This window comes from Streptococcus sp. 10824 (genome assembly GCF_013276595.1).
GTDB classification, from domain to species: Bacteria; Bacillota; Bacilli; order Lactobacillales; family Streptococcaceae; genus Streptococcus; species Streptococcus pseudopneumoniae.
This window is the reverse complement of record NZ_VMLH01000022.1, coordinates 1-18,312: the sequence shown is the minus strand read 5'-3', so window position 1 is coordinate 18,312 and position 18,312 is coordinate 1. Positions and strand designations below refer to the sequence as shown.

14 protein-coding genes, 3 pseudogenes and 1 riboswitch are annotated in these 18,312 nt (G+C 39.2%); of the genes and pseudogenes, 14 read left to right on the top strand and 3 right to left on the bottom strand.

All coding sequences use genetic code 11. The features are described 5' to 3' along the window. Positions 1 to 88, top strand: a pseudogene (locus tag HT701_RS11390) (undecaprenyl-diphosphatase); the annotation flags it as partial. Positions 89 to 234: 146 nt separating this feature from the next. Here HT701_RS11390 and dinB read toward each other — a convergent pair. Then, positions 235 to 1,296, bottom strand: a complete 1,062-nt coding sequence (dinB, locus tag HT701_RS02515; RefSeq protein ID WP_140833016.1) for a DNA polymerase IV — start codon at positions 1,294 to 1,296, stop codon at positions 235 to 237. Between the two features lie 236 nt (positions 1,297 to 1,532). Between dinB and pflB the strand changes: the two genes are divergently transcribed. Further along, complete coding sequence (gene pflB, locus HT701_RS02510) at positions 1,533 to 3,857, top strand: formate C-acetyltransferase (RefSeq protein ID WP_172931189.1); 2,325 nt, start codon at positions 1,533 to 1,535, stop codon at positions 3,855 to 3,857. A 299-nt stretch (positions 3,858 to 4,156) separates the two neighbouring features. Here pflB and HT701_RS02505 read toward each other — a convergent pair whose 3' ends face one another. Together HT701_RS02505 and trkA are read right to left on the bottom strand one after the other, a co-directional pair. Next, complete coding sequence (locus HT701_RS02505) at positions 4,157 to 5,596, bottom strand: TrkH family potassium uptake protein (protein ID WP_004245273.1); 1,440 nt, start codon at positions 5,594 to 5,596, stop codon at positions 4,157 to 4,159. Positions 5,597 to 5,599: 3 nt separating this feature from the next. After that, on the bottom strand, positions 5,600 to 6,949 hold the full coding sequence (gene trkA / locus HT701_RS02500) for a Trk system potassium transporter TrkA (RefSeq protein WP_000691675.1): 1,350 nt from the start codon (positions 6,947 to 6,949) through the stop codon (positions 5,600 to 5,602). A 188-nt stretch (positions 6,950 to 7,137) separates the two neighbouring features. Between trkA and HT701_RS02495 the strand changes: the two genes are divergently transcribed. From HT701_RS02495 to HT701_RS02440, 12 genes and pseudogenes are all read left to right on the top strand, one after another. After that, a complete protein-coding gene (locus tag HT701_RS02495) occupies positions 7,138 to 7,986 on the top strand; it encodes an S-adenosyl-l-methionine hydroxide adenosyltransferase family protein (RefSeq protein ID WP_172931188.1) in 849 nt (282 codons plus the stop codon). 15 nt (positions 7,987 to 8,001) lie between these two features. Further along, positions 8,002 to 8,547: an ECF-type riboflavin transporter substrate-binding protein gene (locus HT701_RS02490; protein ID WP_172931187.1), complete on the top strand. Its 546-nt coding sequence runs from the start codon at positions 8,002 to 8,004 to the stop codon at positions 8,545 to 8,547. Positions 8,548 to 8,715: 168 nt separating this feature from the next. Further along, complete coding sequence (locus HT701_RS02485; protein ID WP_172931186.1) at positions 8,716 to 10,398, top strand: ABC transporter ATP-binding protein; 1,683 nt, start codon at positions 8,716 to 8,718, stop codon at positions 10,396 to 10,398. Further along, positions 10,383 to 11,213 (top strand): energy-coupling factor transporter transmembrane component T, encoded by an 831-nt coding sequence (locus HT701_RS02480; RefSeq protein ID WP_001148089.1) that lies wholly within the window; start codon positions 10,383 to 10,385, stop codon positions 11,211 to 11,213. Before HT701_RS02485 ends, HT701_RS02480 begins: the two co-directional genes overlap by 16 nt. A gap of 192 nt (positions 11,214 to 11,405) precedes the next feature. Beyond that, positions 11,406 to 11,909 carry a tRNA (cytidine(34)-2'-O)-methyltransferase gene (locus HT701_RS02475; RefSeq protein ID WP_119919451.1) on the top strand — a complete coding sequence of 168 codons (504 nt, stop codon included), beginning with the start codon at positions 11,406 to 11,408 and terminating at the stop codon, positions 11,907 to 11,909. Positions 11,910 to 11,962: 53 nt separating this feature from the next. Continuing rightward, a riboswitch (FMN riboswitch) is annotated at positions 11,963 to 12,181 on the top strand. Positions 12,182 to 12,345: 164 nt separating this feature from the next. After that, positions 12,346 to 12,909, top strand: coding sequence for an ECF transporter S component (locus HT701_RS02470; protein WP_000185828.1), 564 nt, complete (start codon positions 12,346 to 12,348; stop codon positions 12,907 to 12,909). Then, complete coding sequence (locus HT701_RS02465) at positions 12,899 to 13,549, top strand: phosphatase PAP2 family protein (protein ID WP_119919452.1); 651 nt, start codon at positions 12,899 to 12,901, stop codon at positions 13,547 to 13,549. Before HT701_RS02470 ends, HT701_RS02465 begins: the two co-directional genes overlap by 11 nt. A 111-nt stretch (positions 13,550 to 13,660) precedes the next feature. Then, positions 13,661 to 14,533, top strand: a complete 873-nt coding sequence (locus tag HT701_RS02460) for a helix-turn-helix transcriptional regulator (protein ID WP_078836295.1) — start codon at positions 13,661 to 13,663, stop codon at positions 14,531 to 14,533. Between the two features lie 199 nt (positions 14,534 to 14,732). Next, positions 14,733 to 15,953, top strand: a complete 1,221-nt coding sequence (locus tag HT701_RS02455; RefSeq protein WP_119942605.1) for an MFS transporter — start codon at positions 14,733 to 14,735, stop codon at positions 15,951 to 15,953. 26 nt (positions 15,954 to 15,979) lie between these two features. Continuing rightward, a pseudogene (locus tag HT701_RS02450) lies at positions 15,980 to 16,108 on the top strand (phosphatase PAP2 family protein); the annotation flags it as partial. 556 nt (positions 16,109 to 16,664) lie between these two features. After that, a complete protein-coding gene (locus HT701_RS02445) occupies positions 16,665 to 17,861 on the top strand; it encodes an MFS transporter (RefSeq protein ID WP_100127924.1) in 1,197 nt (398 codons plus the stop codon). 140 nt (positions 17,862 to 18,001) lie between these two features. Next, positions 18,002 to 18,312, top strand: a pseudogene (locus HT701_RS02440) (transposase family protein); the annotation flags it as partial.

Below are 18,312 nucleotides of genomic sequence, written 5' to 3'. Positions count from 1 at the left end.
AAAACACGACTTTACCCTTTTTGGTAAATACCGTATCGTGCTTGGTAGTATCTTGCTACTTTATAGCTTTGTCCGTTTATTTGTATAAGAAAAACCTTGAAGGGGCAACTCTTCAAGGTTTTATACTCAATGAAAATAAAAGAGCAAACTAGGAAGCTAGCCGCAGGTTGCTCAAAACACTGTTTTGAGGTTGCAGATAGAGCTGACGTGGTTTGAAGAGATTTTCGAAGAGTATTAAAATCCAGTCACGGTAATCCCCAATAGGCGGACACCTCTTTCTTTCTCGCTTAATTCTTCATAGAGTTGCAGGGCTATTTGGCCTATCTGACTAGCATCCTGTGTTTTTTGAGAAAGACTTTTTCGTTTAGTAAGAGTTGAAAAGTCCTCGTAGCGGATTTTCAGAATGACAATTTTTCCAGTTTTCTCTTGTTGATTGAGATTGAGAGCGACTCGTTCTGATAGGAGAGTCAGCTCTTTTTTGATGTCTTCCTCGGCACGGAGAATCTTTCCATAGGTTTTCTCTTTGCCGATTGATTTACGGATGCGATTGGATTTGACGGGGGAGTTGTGAATGCCACGAGCCTTTCGATAAAGGTCATAGCCCAGTCTGCCAAAACGGTCTATTAGAGTCACTTCAGGAACTTCAAGTAGGTCAGCGCCAGTAAAAACCCCCATTTGATGCAGACGTTCTACTGTCTTTTTTCCTACTCCATGAAACTTGGAAATATCCATTTGTTTGAGAAAATCCTCAGCCTGGTCAGGTAGAATCACTGTCAGACCATGTGGTTTTTGATAATCGCTCGCCATTTTAGCTAAGAATTTGTTGTAGGAAACACCGGCAGAAGCAGTTAGATGAAGTTCTTGCCAGATATCCTCTTGAATGAGGCGAGCGATTTTGACCGCTGACTTAATCCCGAGTTTATTTTCTGTTACATCCAAATAGGCTTCGTCAATGCTCATGGGTTCAATCAAATCTGTATAGCGCTTAAAAATAGCTCGAATCTGGAGGCCCACAGACTTATATTTCTCATAATTCCCTGAGATGAAGACGGCCTGGGGACAACGCTCATAGGCTTCCTTGGAACTCATAGCAGAATGGACACCAAAAGCTCGCGCCTCATAGCTACAGGTAGAAACGACTCCCCGCCCACCTGTTTGCCGAGGGTCACTTCCGATAATGACAGGTTTTCCTCTGAGTTTAGGATTATCCCTGATTTCTACCGCAGCAAAAAAGGCATCCATGTCAATATGGATGATTTTTCTTGACAAATCATTTAACAAAGGAAAAATCAACATGCCTAGCTCCTTTTACTGCTTATTTTCTTTTATTATACCCTTTTTTCTGAAAAAAAGAAAAAAGGGTATAATTTTTTCAAAAATATAATACAGTTTAGAGAAAAATATAGACTGTTTTAGAAAAGAAAGTGTAAAAATAGGGATTTATCACTTGTTGAAAACGATTACTGTATGGTATACTTGTCTCATGAATGTAACAGATGGTTGTTACTAGAAAGAAAAAAGAGGACATTAACATGGTTGTTAAGACAGTTGTTGAAGCACAAGATATTTTTGACAAAGCTTGGGAAGGCTTCAAAGGAGTAGATTGGAAAGAAAAAGCAAGTGTATCACGCTTCGTACAAGCTAACTACACACCTTACGATGGAGACGAAAGCTTCCTTGCTGGACCAACAGAACGTTCACTTCACATCAAAAAAATTGTAGAAGAAACTAAGGCTCACTACGAAGAAACTCGTTTCCCAATGGACACTCGTCCAACATCTATCGCTGATATCCCAGCAGGATTTATCGATAAAGAAAACGAAGTTATCTTTGGTATCCAAAATGATGAACTCTTCAAATTGAACTTCATGCCAAAAGGTGGTATCCGTATGGCTGAAACTACTTTGAAAGAAAATGGATACGAACCAGACCCAGCTGTTCACGAAATCTTCACTAAATATGTAACAACAGTTAACGACGGTATTTTCCGTGCCTACACTTCAAATATCCGTCGCGCTCGTCACGCACACACTGTAACTGGTCTTCCAGATGCATACTCACGTGGACGTATCATCGGTGTTTACGCACGTCTTGCTCTTTACGGTGCAGACTACTTGATGCAAGAAAAAGTAAACGACTGGAATGCAATCGAAGAAATCGATAAAGAAACAATCCGTCTTCGTGAAGAAATCAATCTTCAATACCAAGCATTGCAACAAGTTGTTCGCTTGGGTGATCTTTACGGAGTTGACGTTCGCAAACCAGCGATGAACGTTAAAGAAGCAATCCAATGGGTTAACATCGCCTTCATGGCTGTCTGCCGTGTAATCAACGGTGCGGCTACATCTCTAGGTCGTGTGCCAATTGTACTTGACATCTTTGCAGAACGTGACCTTGCTCGTGGTACATTTACTGAATCAGAAATCCAAGAATTCGTTGATGATTTCGTTATGAAACTTCGTACAGTTAAATTTGCTCGTACAAAAGCTTACGACCAATTGTACTCAGGTGACCCAACTTTCATCACAACTTCTATGGCAGGTATGGGTAACGACGGTCGTCACCGTGTTACTAAGATGGACTACCGTTTCTTGAACACTCTTGACAACATCGGTAACTCTCCAGAACCAAACTTGACAGTTCTTTGGACTGATAAATTGCCATACAACTTCCGTCGCTACTGTATGCACATGAGCCACAAACACTCTTCTATCCAATACGAAGGTGTAACAACAATGGCTAAAGACGGATATGGTGAAATGAGCTGTATCTCATGCTGTGTGTCTCCGCTTGACCCAGAAAATGAAGAACAACGCCACAACATCCAGTACTTCGGTGCGCGTGTAAACGTATTGAAAGCCCTTCTTACTGGTTTGAACGGTGGTTACGACGATGTTCACAAAGACTACAAAGTATTTGACATCGAACCAATCCGTGACGAAGTTCTTGAATTTGAATCAGTTAAAGCTAACTTTGAAAAATCTCTTGACTGGTTGACTGACACTTACGTAGATGCTTTGAACATCATCCACTACATGACCGATAAGTACAACTACGAAGCTGTTCAAATGGCCTTCTTGCCAACTAAACAACGTGCCAACATGGGATTCGGTATCTGTGGATTTGCTAATACTGTTGACACATTGTCAGCTATCAAGTACGCTACAGTTAAACCAATCCGTGACGAAAATGGCTACATCTACGATTACGAAACAATCGGTGAATACCCACGTTGGGGTGAAGATGACCCACGTTCAAACGAATTGGCAGAATGGTTGATCGAAGCTTACACAACTCGTCTACGTAGCCACAAACTTTACAAAGACGCTGAAGCTACAGTATCACTTTTGACAATCACATCTAACGTTGCTTACTCTAAACAAACTGGTAACTCACCAGTTCACAAAGGTGTATACCTCAACGAAGATGGTTCTGTGAACTTGTCTAAACTTGAATTCTTCTCACCAGGTGCTAACCCATCTAACAAAGCTAAAGGTGGATGGTTGCAAAACTTGAACTCCCTTTCTAGCCTTGACTTTAGTTACGCAGCTGACGGTATCTCATTGACTACACAAGTATCACCTCGCGCTCTTGGTAAGACCCGTGACGAACAAGTTGATAACTTGGTAACAATCCTTGATGGTTACTTCGAAAACGGTGGACAACACGTCAACTTGAACGTTATGGACTTGAACGATGTTTACGAAAAGATCATGTCAGGTGAAGACGTTATCGTACGTATCTCTGGATACTGTGTAAACACTAAATACCTCACTCCAGAACAAAAAGCTGAGTTAACTCAACGTGTCTTCCACGAAGTTCTTTCAATGGATGATGCCTTGGATGCATTGAGCTAATCAAGTTCTTGAATAATGAAATAAGTAACCCTCGGTCAGTCGACTGAGGGTTGTTTTTTGGACTCTTATACTCTGACAAAATCTCTTCAAATCACGCTAGTTTTATCGGCTGACTTAAAGCAGTGTTTTGAAAACTCTATGGCTTGCTTCCTAGTTTGTTCTTTGATTTTCATTGAGTATTAAATATTTTAAGTCATTTTATGAAGTGTCTCGCTTGGTTTAAAAAGAGTTGGTTGAGTTGAGAAGGTGGTCTGAAATAAAAACACCACACTTTGTTAGATACAAGGTGTGGTTGTATTTTATCTCTTAGACCAAGTTCTCTTCATAAAGAGAAGGAGGATTGGGTAAATCTCTAAGCGGCCTGCAATCATTGCAAAGGAGAGGAGAATTTTTGAGATAGGACTAAAGATTGCGAAGCTAGAAGTGGTTCCTAGAATAGGACCGATATTATTGAAACAGCTAAAGACAGCGCTGGTAACGACCAGGAAATCATTGCTGTCTAGACTGACAATAAAGATAAGTGATAACAAAATCATAGCATAGATGACAAAGTACTTGAGAATTTTATGCTGGGTATCTTTGTCAATCACAGTTTTATTAACATGGAGGGTCAAAACACGGTGGGGCGATAGGATTGACAAAATTTGATTTTTGGCAATTTTTGAAAGGATAAGGCCTCGAATAACCTTGAGTCCACCTGCGGTTGAACCAGCAGAACCACCGATTCCCATGAGGAAGAGGAGGATAAACTGGGAGAAGAGGGGCCAGTTGGTAATGTCTCCATATCCAAAACCAGTCGTTGTAATGATATTGGAAACCTGGAAGAAGGCCATTTCAAAACTCTTAGAAAATCCTGGGTAGAGATAGAGGGTATTGAGGCTGATCAAGCCTGTAGAAATTAGAACGATGACCAAGTAGGCACGAAGTTCTTCATCTCCAAAGAAGGCTTTGACGCGACGGAGCATGAGGTAGTAGTAGAGATTGAAATTTACCCCAAAAACCAGAACTCCGATACTAACTAGATAGGTAATCAGTGAGCTCCCATAGTGGGCAATTCCGTCGTTATAGACGGTAAATCCCCCGGTACCTGCAGTCCCCATAGCGATAACAAAACTATCGTAGAGAGGCATACCGGCTAGATAGTAGATAATCACAAAAAGGGAAAAGAGGGCTAGATAAAGGAGATATAGAATCTGAGCGGTGTTTTTTAGCTTGGATACAACCTTGCCAAATACAGGGCCAGGAACCTCAGCCTTCATTACCTCTAGGTGGCTGTTTTTGGCATTATCCATAATAGCAAGTGCAAAAACAAGCACTCCCATCCCTCCAATCAAATGGGTAAAACTTCGCCAGAAGAGGAGGGAGCGACTGAGAACTGAAACATCGTTTAGAATAGTTGCTCCAGTAGTTGTAAAGCCAGAACTAATCTCAAAAAAGGCATCGATAAGGCTGGGAATTTGCCCAGCAAAAACAAAGGGGAGCCCCCCAAAGAAAGACCAAAGGATCCAACAGAGGGCAACAATCAAGATTCCCTCCTTAGCATAAATCCGTTGATTTTTTGGTTTTTGTAAAATTCCTGAACCACCTAGTAATACGAGAATCCCAATTGTCGTAAAGAGGGCTGTAAAGACTTGACTCGACTCACGGTAATAGACAGCAATCGCAACAGGAACCAAGAGAAGAACAGCTTCAATCAAAAGTAACTTTGAAAGGAGGTAACGAATCATACTTTTATTCATTTCTTACCTCGCAATCAAATCATAAATCTTGGTGATGTTTGGCAATAAGGTTATTACTAGGAGCTTATCTCCAACTTCCAGCATATCCTCTCCAGTAGGGAAAATAGTCTTTCCTTTTCGAATGATGGCTGCGATAAGAACCCCTTTTTTTAGTTTTAGTTGAGAAAGAGGTTTGGCAGTCATTTTATTGGCTTCTTTGATATGGAATTGCAGGGTTTCGATTTGACCATTTGCTAGATGGTGCATGGCTTGAAGATCTGAATACTGGGCATTAACCCGGCCTCTAATAAAGTGCATGATTGTATCTACAGCGATGATTTTAGGTGTGATGATACTTGAAAAATCAGGCGCATGGATAATTTCAAGGAGGCTAGTTCTGTTAACCTTGCTAATATTTTTTTGCACTCCGATACTATCAAGGAACATAGAGGTAATAATATTCTCTTCGTCAACTCCTGTTAGGGTTGCTACTGCATCATAGTTTTGAGCACTTTCTTCTAGTAAGATATCTTTTGCGGTACCATCTCCTTGGACAATATAGAGATTAGGGAATTTCTCACTGAAGAAACGTGCCCTTTCAGAGTTAATCTCGATGACTTTGGTATCGATACGACTGTCTTTGAGAATACCTAGTAGATAATAGGCAATTCTTCCAGCCCCGACGATGAGAAGGCTCTTCACAGCACGAGATTTGAAATAATTATGGAAGAGCATCATATCAACACGGTTACCAGTGACAAAGATTCTATCTTTATCCTGTATAGTCATGTCACCACTTGGGATGATAATTTGATGATCCCTCTCTATTGCACAGACAATGACATTGCCAAATTTTTTCCGAAAATCAGAAATGGGCATTTGGCAAAGACAGCTAGTGGATTTGACGACAAATTCCATGAGGCTAACGCGTCCACCAGCAAAGCGTTCGACAGAGAGGGCGTTGGGGAAGTCAATGATATTGGCGATAGCGCGGGCAGCCAAGAGCTCAGGGTTAACGATAAGGGAAAAACCGAGAATATTCTTTTCTTTGAAATAAGAGTTAGAATATTCAGGATTACGCACCCGAACGATAGTCTCTTTAGCCCCCATTTTCTTGGCTAGAACGGCTGCAATCATGTTTACTTCATCGTATTCAGTCAGGGCGATAAAGATGTCACAATCTTGGACGCTGGCTTGCTCAAGGATGGTAAAATCAGCCCCGTTACCAAGGATACCTATGATATCAAAGCGATTGACAATATGATTGAGGACGGCTTCGTCTTGCTCAATCAGTAAAACATCGTGCTTTTCTGCAACCAAGGAGCGACAGAGGGCAAAACCAACTTTTCCCCCTCCGACAAGGATAATTTTCATAATAAAACCTACTTTTTCATGATGTAACTATCATACCTTTTTTCAAGAAAAAATGCACCTACTAGCTAATAACCAGAGCTTTTAGTAGGAAATTTGCTATAAGGTAAAACTATACCCTAAGCAATTAAAATAGCTATTAGCGCCTTTCTCTGAAATATGGTATGATAAAGGATATACAAGGAGATAAAATGAATAATAATTTATTGGTACTACAATCAGACTTTGGTCTGGTAGATGGTGCGGTATCGGCTATGATTGGAGTGGCTTTAGAAGAGTCTCCAACCTTAAAAATCCATCACTTGACGCACGATATCACGCCTTATAATATTTTTGAGGGGAGCTATCGTCTCTTTCAGACGGTGGATTACTGGCCTGAGGGAACGACTTTTGTATCGGTTGTCGATCCAGGTGTCGGCTCGAAACGTAAGAGTGTGGTTGCCAAGACTGCAAAAAATCAATACATTGTCACGCCAGATAATGGGACTCTTTCCTTTATCAAGAAACACGTTGGTATTGTAGCCATTCGTGAAATTTCTGAGGTAGCCAATAGACGTCAAAACACAGAGCATTCTTATACCTTCCACGGTCGTGATGTTTATGCTTATACTGGAGCTAAATTAGCCAGTGGTCACATTACATTTGAGGAAGTGGGGCCAGAGCTCAGTGTGGATCAGATTGTGGAGCTTCCAGTCGTAGAGACCATCATTGAAGACCATTTGGTGAAGGGAGCTATTGATATTCTGGATGTGCGTTTCGGCTCGCTTTGGACCTCTATCACACGAGAAGAGTTTTACAAGCTGGAAGCAGAATTTGGTGACCGTTTTGAAGTGACTATCTATCACGCTGATATGCTGGTCTATCAAAATCAGGTTGTCTATGGTAAATCATTTGCAGATGTGAGAATTGGGCAACCAATCCTTTACATTAACTCTCTCTATCGTTTAGGTCTGGCTATCAATCAAGGTTCCTTTGCCAAGGCCTATAATGTGGGTGTCGGTTCATCTTGGACCATTGAAATAAAGAAAATAGAATCATAAAATAGGAGAATATAGATGAAAAATCAATCAATTAAACAAGTTGTTGCTATCGGTGTTGGAGCTGCGCTCTTTGTTGTTATCGGTATGATTAGCATTCCGACACCCGTTCCAAATACAAGCATCCAGCTTCAGTATGCGGTACAGAGCCTCTTGTCTATCATTTTTGGCCCTCTAGTGGGATTACTTGTTGGTTTAATTGGGCATGCAGTGAAGGACTCGCTTGCTGGCTACGGTCTTTGGTGGACTTGGATTATTGCTAGTGGTCTCTTTGGTCTAGCTGTAGGACTCTTTAGAAAATACATTCGAGTAACACAAGGTGTTTTTGGGTTGAAGGATATTGTCTTCTTTAACCTCATTCAGATTGTCGCAAATGCTCTGGTTTGGGGTGTCTTGGCACCACTTGGAGATGTTGTGATTTATCAAGAAGCGGCAGAAAAAGTATTTACTCAAGGGATTGTCGCAGGTATTGCTAACGCTGTAACTATAGCTATTGCAGGTACCCTTCTCTTGCTAGCTTATTCACGTACGCAAACTCGTTCAGGAAGTTTGAAAAAGGATTAACATAAGGGAAAAGGCTGGATAACCAGTCTTTTTCGATGTTTATAGATTAGTTAGGCAAGCAAGCTAGGCTAGGACTCTTTTTGATGCTAAGATTTTAAGAGAAGAGTCTGCAAGAAGGGGTAGATTTATGATAAAATAGAAGTCTAAGAAGCGAATGAAGAGAGTAAGATGAAAGAAGCTATAATTGAGTGGAAGGATTTCTCTTTCCAGTATGAAACGCAACAAGAACCGACCTTGCAAGGGATAGACTTGATTATTTATAAGGGAGAGAAAGTTTTAATTGTTGGGCCATCTGGGTCAGGTAAGTCTACCTTGGGTCAATGTTTGAATGGGATTATTCCCAATATTTACAAGGGGCAGCCGTCTGGAGAATTTTTAATTAAAGGGCAAGTAGCCTTTGATATGAGCATCTATGATAAATCTCATTTAGTTAGCACAGTTTTGCAGGATACAGATGGGCAGTTTATCGGCCTGTCTGTGGCAGAAGATTTGGCTTTTGCTTTGGAAAATGATGTAGCAGCTATAGAAGAGATGAAAAACCGTGTTCATAAATGGGCTGAAAAGCTAGACCTTCTTGATTTACTAGCTCAGCGTCCTCAGGATTTATCAGGTGGACAAAAGCAGCGGGTTAGTCTAGCTGGTGTCTTGATTGATGAGAGTCCGATTCTCTTGTTTGATGAGCCACTCGCCAATCTGGATCCCAAGTCAGGTCAGGATATTATCGAATTGATTGATCAGATTCACAAGGAGGAGGGGACGACGACCCTTATTATCGAACACCGTTTGGAGGATGTTCTGCATCGCCCTGTGGATCGGATTGTCCTTATAAACGATGGTCGTATCTTCTTTAATGGGAGTCCTGACCAGTTACTGGCGACTGATTTATTGACACAAAATGGAATTCGAGAACCCCTTTATCTAACCACTCTCCGTCAATTGGGTGTGGATTTAGCTAAGGAAGAACAATTAGCAAATTTGGACAACTTGTCTATCTCAAAAGGACATGTTCAGTTGCGGACGGAACTGGTAAAAGAAACCCCAGAATTGCAGTCACTCTTTAAATTAGAGGACATGTCGTTTTCTTATGATGATAGACCGATTTTAAAGTCCCTACATCTGGATATTAAAAAGGGTGAAAAGATTGCCATTGTTGGGAAAAATGGAGCAGGGAAGTCAACTCTAGCCAAGGCCTTAAGTAGCTTTATCCAGACGGAAGGTTCTTACCTTTGGGAAGGACAGGATATAAAAGTAGATTCTGTTGCAGAGCGGGCGGAACGAGTAGGCTATGTGCTGCAAAATCCCAATCAAATGATTTCAACCAATATGATTTTTGATGAGGTGGCTCTGGGACTCCGTTTGCGAGGTGTGGACGAGCAGGAAATTGAAACGAGAGTCTATGAAACTTTGAAAATCTGTGGTCTCTATGAATTCCGTAATTGGCCTATTTCTGCCCTGTCATTTGGTCAGAAAAAACGTGTCACCATTGCTTCAATTTTGGTCTTAGGAGCTGAAATTATCCTCCTAGATGAACCGACAGCTGGTCAAGACCAGAAGAACTATACTGAGATTATGGAATTTCTCGAAGAGCTGCATCAAAAAGGGCATACGATTGTCATGATTACCCATGATATGCAATTGATGCTGGATTATTCTGATCGTGCTCTTGTCATGGTTGATGGGGAATTGATTGCCGATACTGATCCAGCTAGTCTTTTGAGCAATCCTGAGCTGTTAGTAAAAGCCAACCTAAAAGAAACTTCAATCTTCAACTTGGCCAAGAAACTAGATGTGGATCCACTTGCTTTAACGGCATTTTACAAAGAAAGGAGAGAAGGATGCAAGCAAAATTAATCGGTTACCAGCATAGAGATACTGTGATTCATCGCTTGTCAGGAGCTGGGAAACTCCTCTTTTTCATCCTCGTGTCATTGGCGGCCATGATTAGCTATGATACCAGACTGCTTGTTCTGATTGCCATCTTTTCGGTCTTTCTCCTCTATTTGTCAGAAATCCGTTTTAAGGATGTTTCCTTTGTAGCCGTTTTTGCGACTGTATTTGCCGTTTTAAACGTTTTGATGGTCTATCTCTTTTCTCCCGAGTATGGGGTTGGACTTTACGGAGAGAGAAGTGTGATTTGGCAGGGAATCGGTGCCTACACTCTGACCAGTCAAGAACTCTTTTATCTGCTAAATTTGGCTATTAAGTACCTTTGCACCATTCCTCTGGCTATTATCTTTTTGATGACAACCCACCCTAGTCAGTTTGCTTCCAGTTTAAATCAAATTGGTGTGCCCTATAAGATTGCCTATTCTGTCAGCCTGACCTTGCGCTATATTCCAGATTTGCAGGAAGAATTCTTTACTATCAAGATGTCTCAGGAGGCGCGTGGGATGGAATTATCCAAGAAAGCTTCTCTCATGCAACGAATCAAAGGCAATCTGCGCATTATCACTCCCTTGATTTTTAGCTCGCTAGAACGCATTGATACCATTGCGACCGCCATGGAGCTTCGCCGCTTTGGGAAAGAGAAAAAACGCACTTGGTATAGTTATCAGGCCTTGAAAAAAGGAGACTATCTTACCTTGCTCTTGGCAGCCTTGTTTTTAGTAGCTAGTTTACTACTTATCTTGCAGAATCAGGGACGATTTTACAACCCTTGGAAATAGCTTGAAAAAATTGAAAAAATCAAGTCGTTTCTATTGACAATGATTCTGAAAGTGTTATACTAAGAAAGTAGTTTCGCTGATTTACTTCAAACCTGTTGTGAGGTAAGTTAACGATGCCTTAACCACGCTGTTTGCTGAGCTTGACTCCGGGCAGTGTGGCTATTTTTTTGCAATGGTGAAAGGAAGCAAGTCATGACAAATCACATTGTATTATTTGAACCTCAAATTCCACAAAATACAGGCAATATCGCGCGTACTTGCGCTGCGACCAATTCTCCCCTCCACATCATCAAGCCAATGGGCTTTCCTATTGATGACCGCAAGATGAAGCGAGCTGGATTGGATTATTGGGATAAGCTTGAGATTTATTTTTATGACAGTTTGGAAGATTTCATGTCTCAGATGAAGGGAAAACTCTATCTGATTTCGAAATTCGCGGAAAAAGTCTATTCTGAGGTGGATTTATCGACTGATGAAGACCATTATTTTCTCTTTGGACGTGAAGACAAGGGCTTACCTGAGGGCTTTATGCGCGAACATCCTGAGAAAGCTCTCCGTATTCCCATGAATGATGAACATGTCCGCAGTCTCAATGTGTCTAATACCGTCTGCATGATTGTCTATGAGGCTCTTCGCCAGCAGAACTTTGCAGGTCTTGAGCTCGTCCATACCTATGAAGCAGATAAATTGAAATAAAAAATGAAAATGAACAAAATGCTTGCGCTTGCAAGCGTTTTTTGTTATGATAAAAGAGTCTTCAGGGCAGGGTGTGATTCCCGACCGGCGGTAAATTTGACTAGCTATTTTAGCTTTCTCGTCGTTGTCTTGTCTCGATATACTTTAAGTATTATCTTCGACTGCGACGCCTAGATAAATCTAAAATATCTTAGCCAAATAAGTCCGCGAGCGCAAGCTGATGTGGTGAGATTCCACAACCGACAGTATAGTCTGGATGGGAGAAGACGAAAGAATAGCTTTGTCTGTTTTGATAGATTTATAGCCGGATTGTAACCACTTGCTTTGTTTTTCTTTAATAGAGTAAGAGGGAACTTTTGGGATATAAAAAGTGAGAATAGATAGAGGAATCCTTTCCAACTTCTTCTGATTTTATAGAAAATTGGAGGAACCTGTTATGACAAACACACGTCGACTTTCGACCATTGCAATTCTATCAGCCATCTCATTTGTGCTGATGTACTTTGACTTTCCGCTTTTACCAGCGGCGTCCTTCCTCAAGATCGAATTTAGTATCTTGCCAGTCCTTGTGGGTCTGGTGGTCATGGATTTGCCTGCTGCTCTAGGAGTGCTCTTGCTTCGCTCACTCTTGAAATTGCTTCTTAACAGCCAAGGAGTGAATACTTACATTGGTTTGCCGATGAATATCGTAGCTTTGGGAGTTTTTGTCATCGTATTTGCTTTGATTTGGAAAAAGGAACGGACAACCCTTCGTTTCCTACTAGGCTCTCTAGCTGGAACTATTGGTTTAACCTTGGCCATGTTGGTTCTCAACTATGTTTATGCTGTTCCTTTGTACGCTAAGTTTGCTAACTTTGATATTGGAAAAATTTTGGGACTTTCCAACTACCTAATGACCATGGTATTACCTTTTAACTTGATTGAGGGTGTAATCTTTTCCGTTTCATTCTGGTTGTTGTACGTCCTTTTGAAACCAACCTTAAAACACTATGAAAGATAAACAAACATTTTTAATGAAGGGCAGTTTTGCCCTTTTACTTTTCGTTATTCTTGGCTATATGGTCAAATTTTACCCTGAAATGTTGGTCAATTTTGACCAATCGCTTCAGACTGCCATTCGAGGAGACTTACCAGATTATTTGACTATTCTTTTTCGATCCCTCACACGTCTGATTGATATTCCAGTGATTATCACTTGGGTTGTTATTACAGCTTTTATCTTTTATCGTAAGCGGTGGAAGATAGAAAGTTTCTTCATGCTGGAAAATCTGGCTTTGGCAGGTCTTTTAATCGTGACCTTTAAAAATATCTACCAGCGCCCACGACCAGCTATTTTACACTTGGTTGAGGAGAAGGGATTTTCCTTTCCAAGTGGGCATTCTCTGGCTGTAACTTTGATGGTCGGTTCTCTGATTGTCATTCTCAGTCAACGGATTAAAAATCCGGTCTGGAGAAAAATTGTACAAATCGTGCTAGGCCTCTACCTAGTCAGTGTGCTGGTATCAAGGGTCTATCTGGGAGTTCATTATCCATCAGACGTTCTTGCCAGTCTCTGTCTGGGTTTGGGAGTCCTGTTTATCGAATTTCCCTTCTATGACAAGCTCCGCTTTCAATGGCGATTTAAAGGCAAGCAGAAGTGATGGAAAAGATAAAAAATTGTACAAATACAAATAGAACTATATGAAATATATACTTGAAACATGTTTTGGAGTTTGATATATTTTAATAAATAAAGCAAGGAGGAAGAAAGTGTGGGTATGTTATTAGCGACACGCTTAAAAAACAAGAGAAAGGAATTAAAATTATCTCAAAAGGAATTGGCTGAGGGGATTTGTGAGCAAGGGCAGATTAGCCGTATGGAGCAAGGTAAATACTCACCTGGATCAGAATTACTCTTTCAACTATCTAAGCGATTGAAGGTGAGCATGGATTATTTCTTTGAAGATACTGAGGTTTCTAGTTTAGAAAATATTGATAAGTTTAAAGAATTATCTAAGAAATTTTTGGATGAGAGGGAATATGAATCTCTCCATTACATCTATGAACTGGAAAAATCTAAACGTGCTCGTCTATCTGCTAAAGACCAGATTTATTTGGACTGGATTGATACATTAGTTCAATTCTGTTATTTAAATCATCAAACAGGGGCAGTTGCGAAACTGGAAAAAATACTGTTATCTCTGAAAAAATCTGATTTTTACTATCTACAACTGGGAAATACCTTGGCTAATTTTTATTTTGATATGGGGCAGGAAGACACATATCAGGAACTCTATCAACTTTTAAAAGAGAACCTCCAGTCACTATCTGTTCATCATTTGGAACAGTTAGAATTGATGATTAAATTCCGATATAACTATTGTAGATATTTGTGGTTGAATGAACGAACATCTGAAGCTATAGAAGAAATTACAGAAACGATAGCTATTTGTAAAAGATATAATAGTAGTTATCGATTAGCAGATTTGTATTGTTTATTGGGAAATATAAGCGAGAGCTTTGCTGAAAGGGATAGGATACTAGGTTTTTATCAAGTATCTTATCAGCTTTACAAGCACGAAGAGAACCAGAGAATGATGCTAGAAATTGAGAAGGAAATGAAATTATTGGAAAGTGAAGATTAAGAAAAAGATTTGTATTTTTAGATAACTTAAATTCATATTTCAAAAAAAATAAAAAAACACCATAAAAATTATTGACAAACCAAAATTGATGTGTTAGAATATCATCAATAGTTTTTGATTTTGGTATTGGAACTTTGGGGATATATTGGGCGTTGTTAGGATTTCAATTTCCTTTTGAGTTGAAGAAGGAGGCAATCCAATGAATACTTTTCTGACCAATAAAAGTTACCGGATGTTGCTGATTAATCAATGGGTTTCGTCATTTGGTGATACGCTGTTTTATATTTCCTTTATTTCTTATGTATCGGGATATAAATTTGCTTCATTAGCTGTTCTTTGTATAACAGTTTCGGAGACTTTGCCGCAGATTTCTCAGTTGTTCACAGGCGTTATTGCCGATTTTCAAAAAAATCGTGTTGCAAAATATATTGCTATATTGGCAAGTAAGTTTCTGCTTTATACTCTATTGACACTGTTTGTAACGGATAAGAACTTTTCTATGGGGATGGTTTTTCTTATTTGTGGCATCAATCTTTTATCAGATACTATGAGTTATTTTGCAGGTGCTATGATTTCTCCTTTGTATGTGAGGATTATAGGAGATGATATGACAGATGCTATGGGGTTTAGACAGGCAACTGCTGGTGTAGTTAATATTCTTAGCAACCTTACAGGTGGAGTTTTGATTGGGGTCATCAGTCTTCAGATGTTTGTGGGTTTGAATGCTTTGACCTTTCTTTTTGCACTGTTGGGTGTGGTGTTTATTCGTACTTCTTTGAGAGATATTGAGGGACAGATGGAGGTTAGTAAAAGATTAACCGCAAAATCTTTTGGAGAGCATTTCCTCTATTCTATGAAGATATTGTCAAGTTTTCCAGCCATCATCAAATTAATATTCATTGCAGCTATGAACCAAGTGATTTTAAGCATTATTACCCCTTTAACGACTTTGATGTTGATTCATCATCCATTTATCTTCTTTGACACTGGGAAATCCATTGCAGCATTGTCAGTGGTTATTTTTTCAGGAACGATTGTGGGAAGTTTTTTGAGTGGAGGTATCCTAAAAAATATTCCCATAAAAATGATTGTCTACTTTGAAGAAATTATGCATCTCTGTATTCTCTTTTCTTGGTTGATCAATCATTTCCTCCTTTTATTGGTAGTTGTCTTCTTATGCGCAGTTGCAGTAGGAATGATGGGGCCTCGGATTTTCAACCTTGTATTCTCGATGGTTCCAGAAGAAGTCATGGGAACCATCCAGTCAGTGCTTGGAGTATTCAATGTTGTTGTACCAGGAATTCTTAGCATGCTCATCGTTGCCTTAGCGAGTGCTACAAACCTAAAAATCACAGTGCTTCCACTTTTTATTTTTGTATTGACTGCCTTAGCAATTGTGAAAGCAATGAAAATAGAGTAATAGTAGTATGAACTACTGTCTCTTTTTGGGTGGGAGTTCATTACCCATCAGACGTTCTTGCCAGTCTCTGTCTGGGTTTGCGAGTCTTGTTTATCGAGTTTCCCTTTTATGACAAGCTCCGCTTCCAATGGCGATTTAAAGGCAAACAGAAGTGAGTATCGAATTCCCTTGAGGAGAAAGAAATGAAAGTCAATATAGCATATCTTCATCCGACTCAACTATACTTATTAGAAAAATGGACCATTCTGTATTATCCCATTACGCTGATTTAAGTTGGAGGAGCTCTTCCCATGCAACCTTAGAGCTTATAAAGAGTCCGATCAATACCGTCCAGCTAGAAATTAGGAGGAATCAGCAAGTGATTCCCCTGTCCCTCATAGAGTGATTATAAAACCATACGATAAATGTACCTCCTTAATTAATAAAATCAGACTTTACATGTTTAGAGAGATCACTGTTCCCAAGAGATACCATAATTCCTACCGTAAGCAATATTATATTTCTATCTATTTTAGTCACCACCTAAAACTATGATTTTGCAAGAAAGGTTATGGAATTCTCAAGCAATATGGCTAAAATTAGATAGATATACAAAAGGAAAGGTAGAAGCTTTCATATGTATGGTATATCAACACGAGAGCATAGTAATTGCGTAAAATATATTTTTTTGCTATACTAATCAATATTTATTTGCAAAAGGAATGAGTTAAGATAAGCAATAATAATTTTAAATACTTACTTTGCAATCAAATTTTTAACTTGATTGCAAATATTTTTTTCAGTGTAACAATCATCTCAAAGGTTTATTCACAAAGTAATTCTATCAGTGAATCAACATTTGTTTTGATAATAGGAACTATTTCAGCAGTTATAGGAGGTTTGATTGGACCTATTTTTTTAGACAAAATTTCACATAAAAATGTATTGTCGTTTACTAATCTGATTGGTGGGCTAGTTACTCTGTCTTATACCATTATCAGTTCATTTAATGATAGTATTATAATAACCTATTCCACAGTCTTTTTAATAAGCATCACCAATAGTTTTTATACTCCTGCACGTCTAGCTATTGTTCCTAGTATAGTTGATAATGATGCGATAGTAAAAGCAAACGGTCTCACCCTAAGCATTCGTCAATCCGTTCAAACAGCAGGCTGGGCACTTGCAATTCCATTGTCTACGTTACTAGGTTTGCAATATTCATTATATTGTATATCTTTGTGTTTCTTGCTCTCCTCAGTTCTAAGTTTTTATATTCACGTTGAAAAGAATCAACATAAACCAAACTCTTCCAAAAGTTCATATGTATATCAAATTTTTGAAGGTCTCATACCTATAAGGGATAATCCTGTCATCAGGGATATAACTATTATGGATATTATTGAAAATTTTGCAAATGTGATTTGGACATCTTCATACCTCCTAGCATTTACAACCACTATCCTTTTAACAAGTGAAACTTGGTGGGGATACCAGGGTTCAGCATACTTCTTAGGGATTATAGTTGGAGGAGGGGTAATAACAAAATACTCTCATAAACTTCAACATTTTCCAGGAAAATTTTTGTTTATATCATCACTTCTTGTTACACTACTCACACTATTTTACACTGTTAATAGAAGCCCTATCATAACAATTATTATTTCTTTTCTAGTCGGCCCCCCTGCACAAATTAGAAATATAATTCAAGAATCAATTATTCAAGAAAAAGTTGATCCTAGTATATTGGCAAGAGCTTTTGCTGCCAGAAGTGTTTTAATGCAACTAATGTATGCTGTAGCGCTAGTTTCATTTAGTTATCTAGCAGACTTAATTGGAATTTTGCCAGTATACTTTATTTCAGTTATCATTTATTTTGCAATTTCATTTATTCCTGTAATATCGTCAGCATTAAAAAAAACACTGTGAAATTATGTATTTTTATGGAGATATAAGACTTCATATATCGTTTTGAGTAGTTTATGAGTACAAGCTATGATAGTTTCCATCTTACTGCCTCCTATTCCATTAGATTAGACTTCCTGTGAAACAAAAATATGATACAATAAAATTATGAAGCAAGTAAACAACTAACTGATACACGATTTAAGCTCCTTGTTGGTGTTCAGCGCACGACTTTTGAAGAGATGTTAGCCGTATTAAAAATTAAACACGCAAAAGATGGATAAAAACCTAAATTAAGCCTAGAAGACCTTCTTATGGCCACTCTTCAATAAGTGCGAGAATACCGCACTTATGAACAAATTGCGGCTGATTTTGGTATTCAGGAAAGCAACTTAATCCGTCGGAATCAATGGGTTGAAGTAACTCTTGTTCAAAGTGGTTTTACGATTTCAAGAACTCCTCTCAGTTCTGAGGA

Bases quoted from the DNA above. Each gene is read 5' to 3' on its own strand.
- dinB (WP_140833016.1), bottom strand. From the start codon at position 1,296: ATGTTGATTTTTCCTTTGTTAAATGATTTGTCAAGAAAAATCATCCAT.
- pflB (WP_172931189.1), top strand. From the start codon at position 1,533: ATGGTTGTTAAGACAGTTGTTGAAGCACAAGATATTTTTGACAAAGCT.
- HT701_RS02505 (WP_004245273.1), bottom strand. From the start codon at position 5,596: ATGAATAAAAGTATGATTCGTTACCTCCTTTCAAAGTTACTTTTGATT.
- trkA (WP_000691675.1), bottom strand. From the start codon at position 6,949: ATGAAAATTATCCTTGTCGGAGGGGGAAAAGTTGGTTTTGCCCTCTGT.
- HT701_RS02495 (WP_172931188.1), top strand. From the start codon at position 7,138: ATGAATAATAATTTATTGGTACTACAATCAGACTTTGGTCTGGTAGAT.
- HT701_RS02490 (WP_172931187.1), top strand. From the start codon at position 8,002: ATGAAAAATCAATCAATTAAACAAGTTGTTGCTATCGGTGTTGGAGCT.
- HT701_RS02485 (WP_172931186.1), top strand. From the start codon at position 8,716: ATGAAAGAAGCTATAATTGAGTGGAAGGATTTCTCTTTCCAGTATGAA.
- HT701_RS02480 (WP_001148089.1), top strand. From the start codon at position 10,383: ATGCAAGCAAAATTAATCGGTTACCAGCATAGAGATACTGTGATTCAT.
- HT701_RS02475 (WP_119919451.1), top strand. From the start codon at position 11,406: ATGACAAATCACATTGTATTATTTGAACCTCAAATTCCACAAAATACA.
- HT701_RS02470 (WP_000185828.1), top strand. From the start codon at position 12,346: ATGACAAACACACGTCGACTTTCGACCATTGCAATTCTATCAGCCATC.
- HT701_RS02465 (WP_119919452.1), top strand. From the start codon at position 12,899: ATGAAAGATAAACAAACATTTTTAATGAAGGGCAGTTTTGCCCTTTTA.
- HT701_RS02455 (WP_119942605.1), top strand. From the start codon at position 14,733: ATGAATACTTTTCTGACCAATAAAAGTTACCGGATGTTGCTGATTAAT.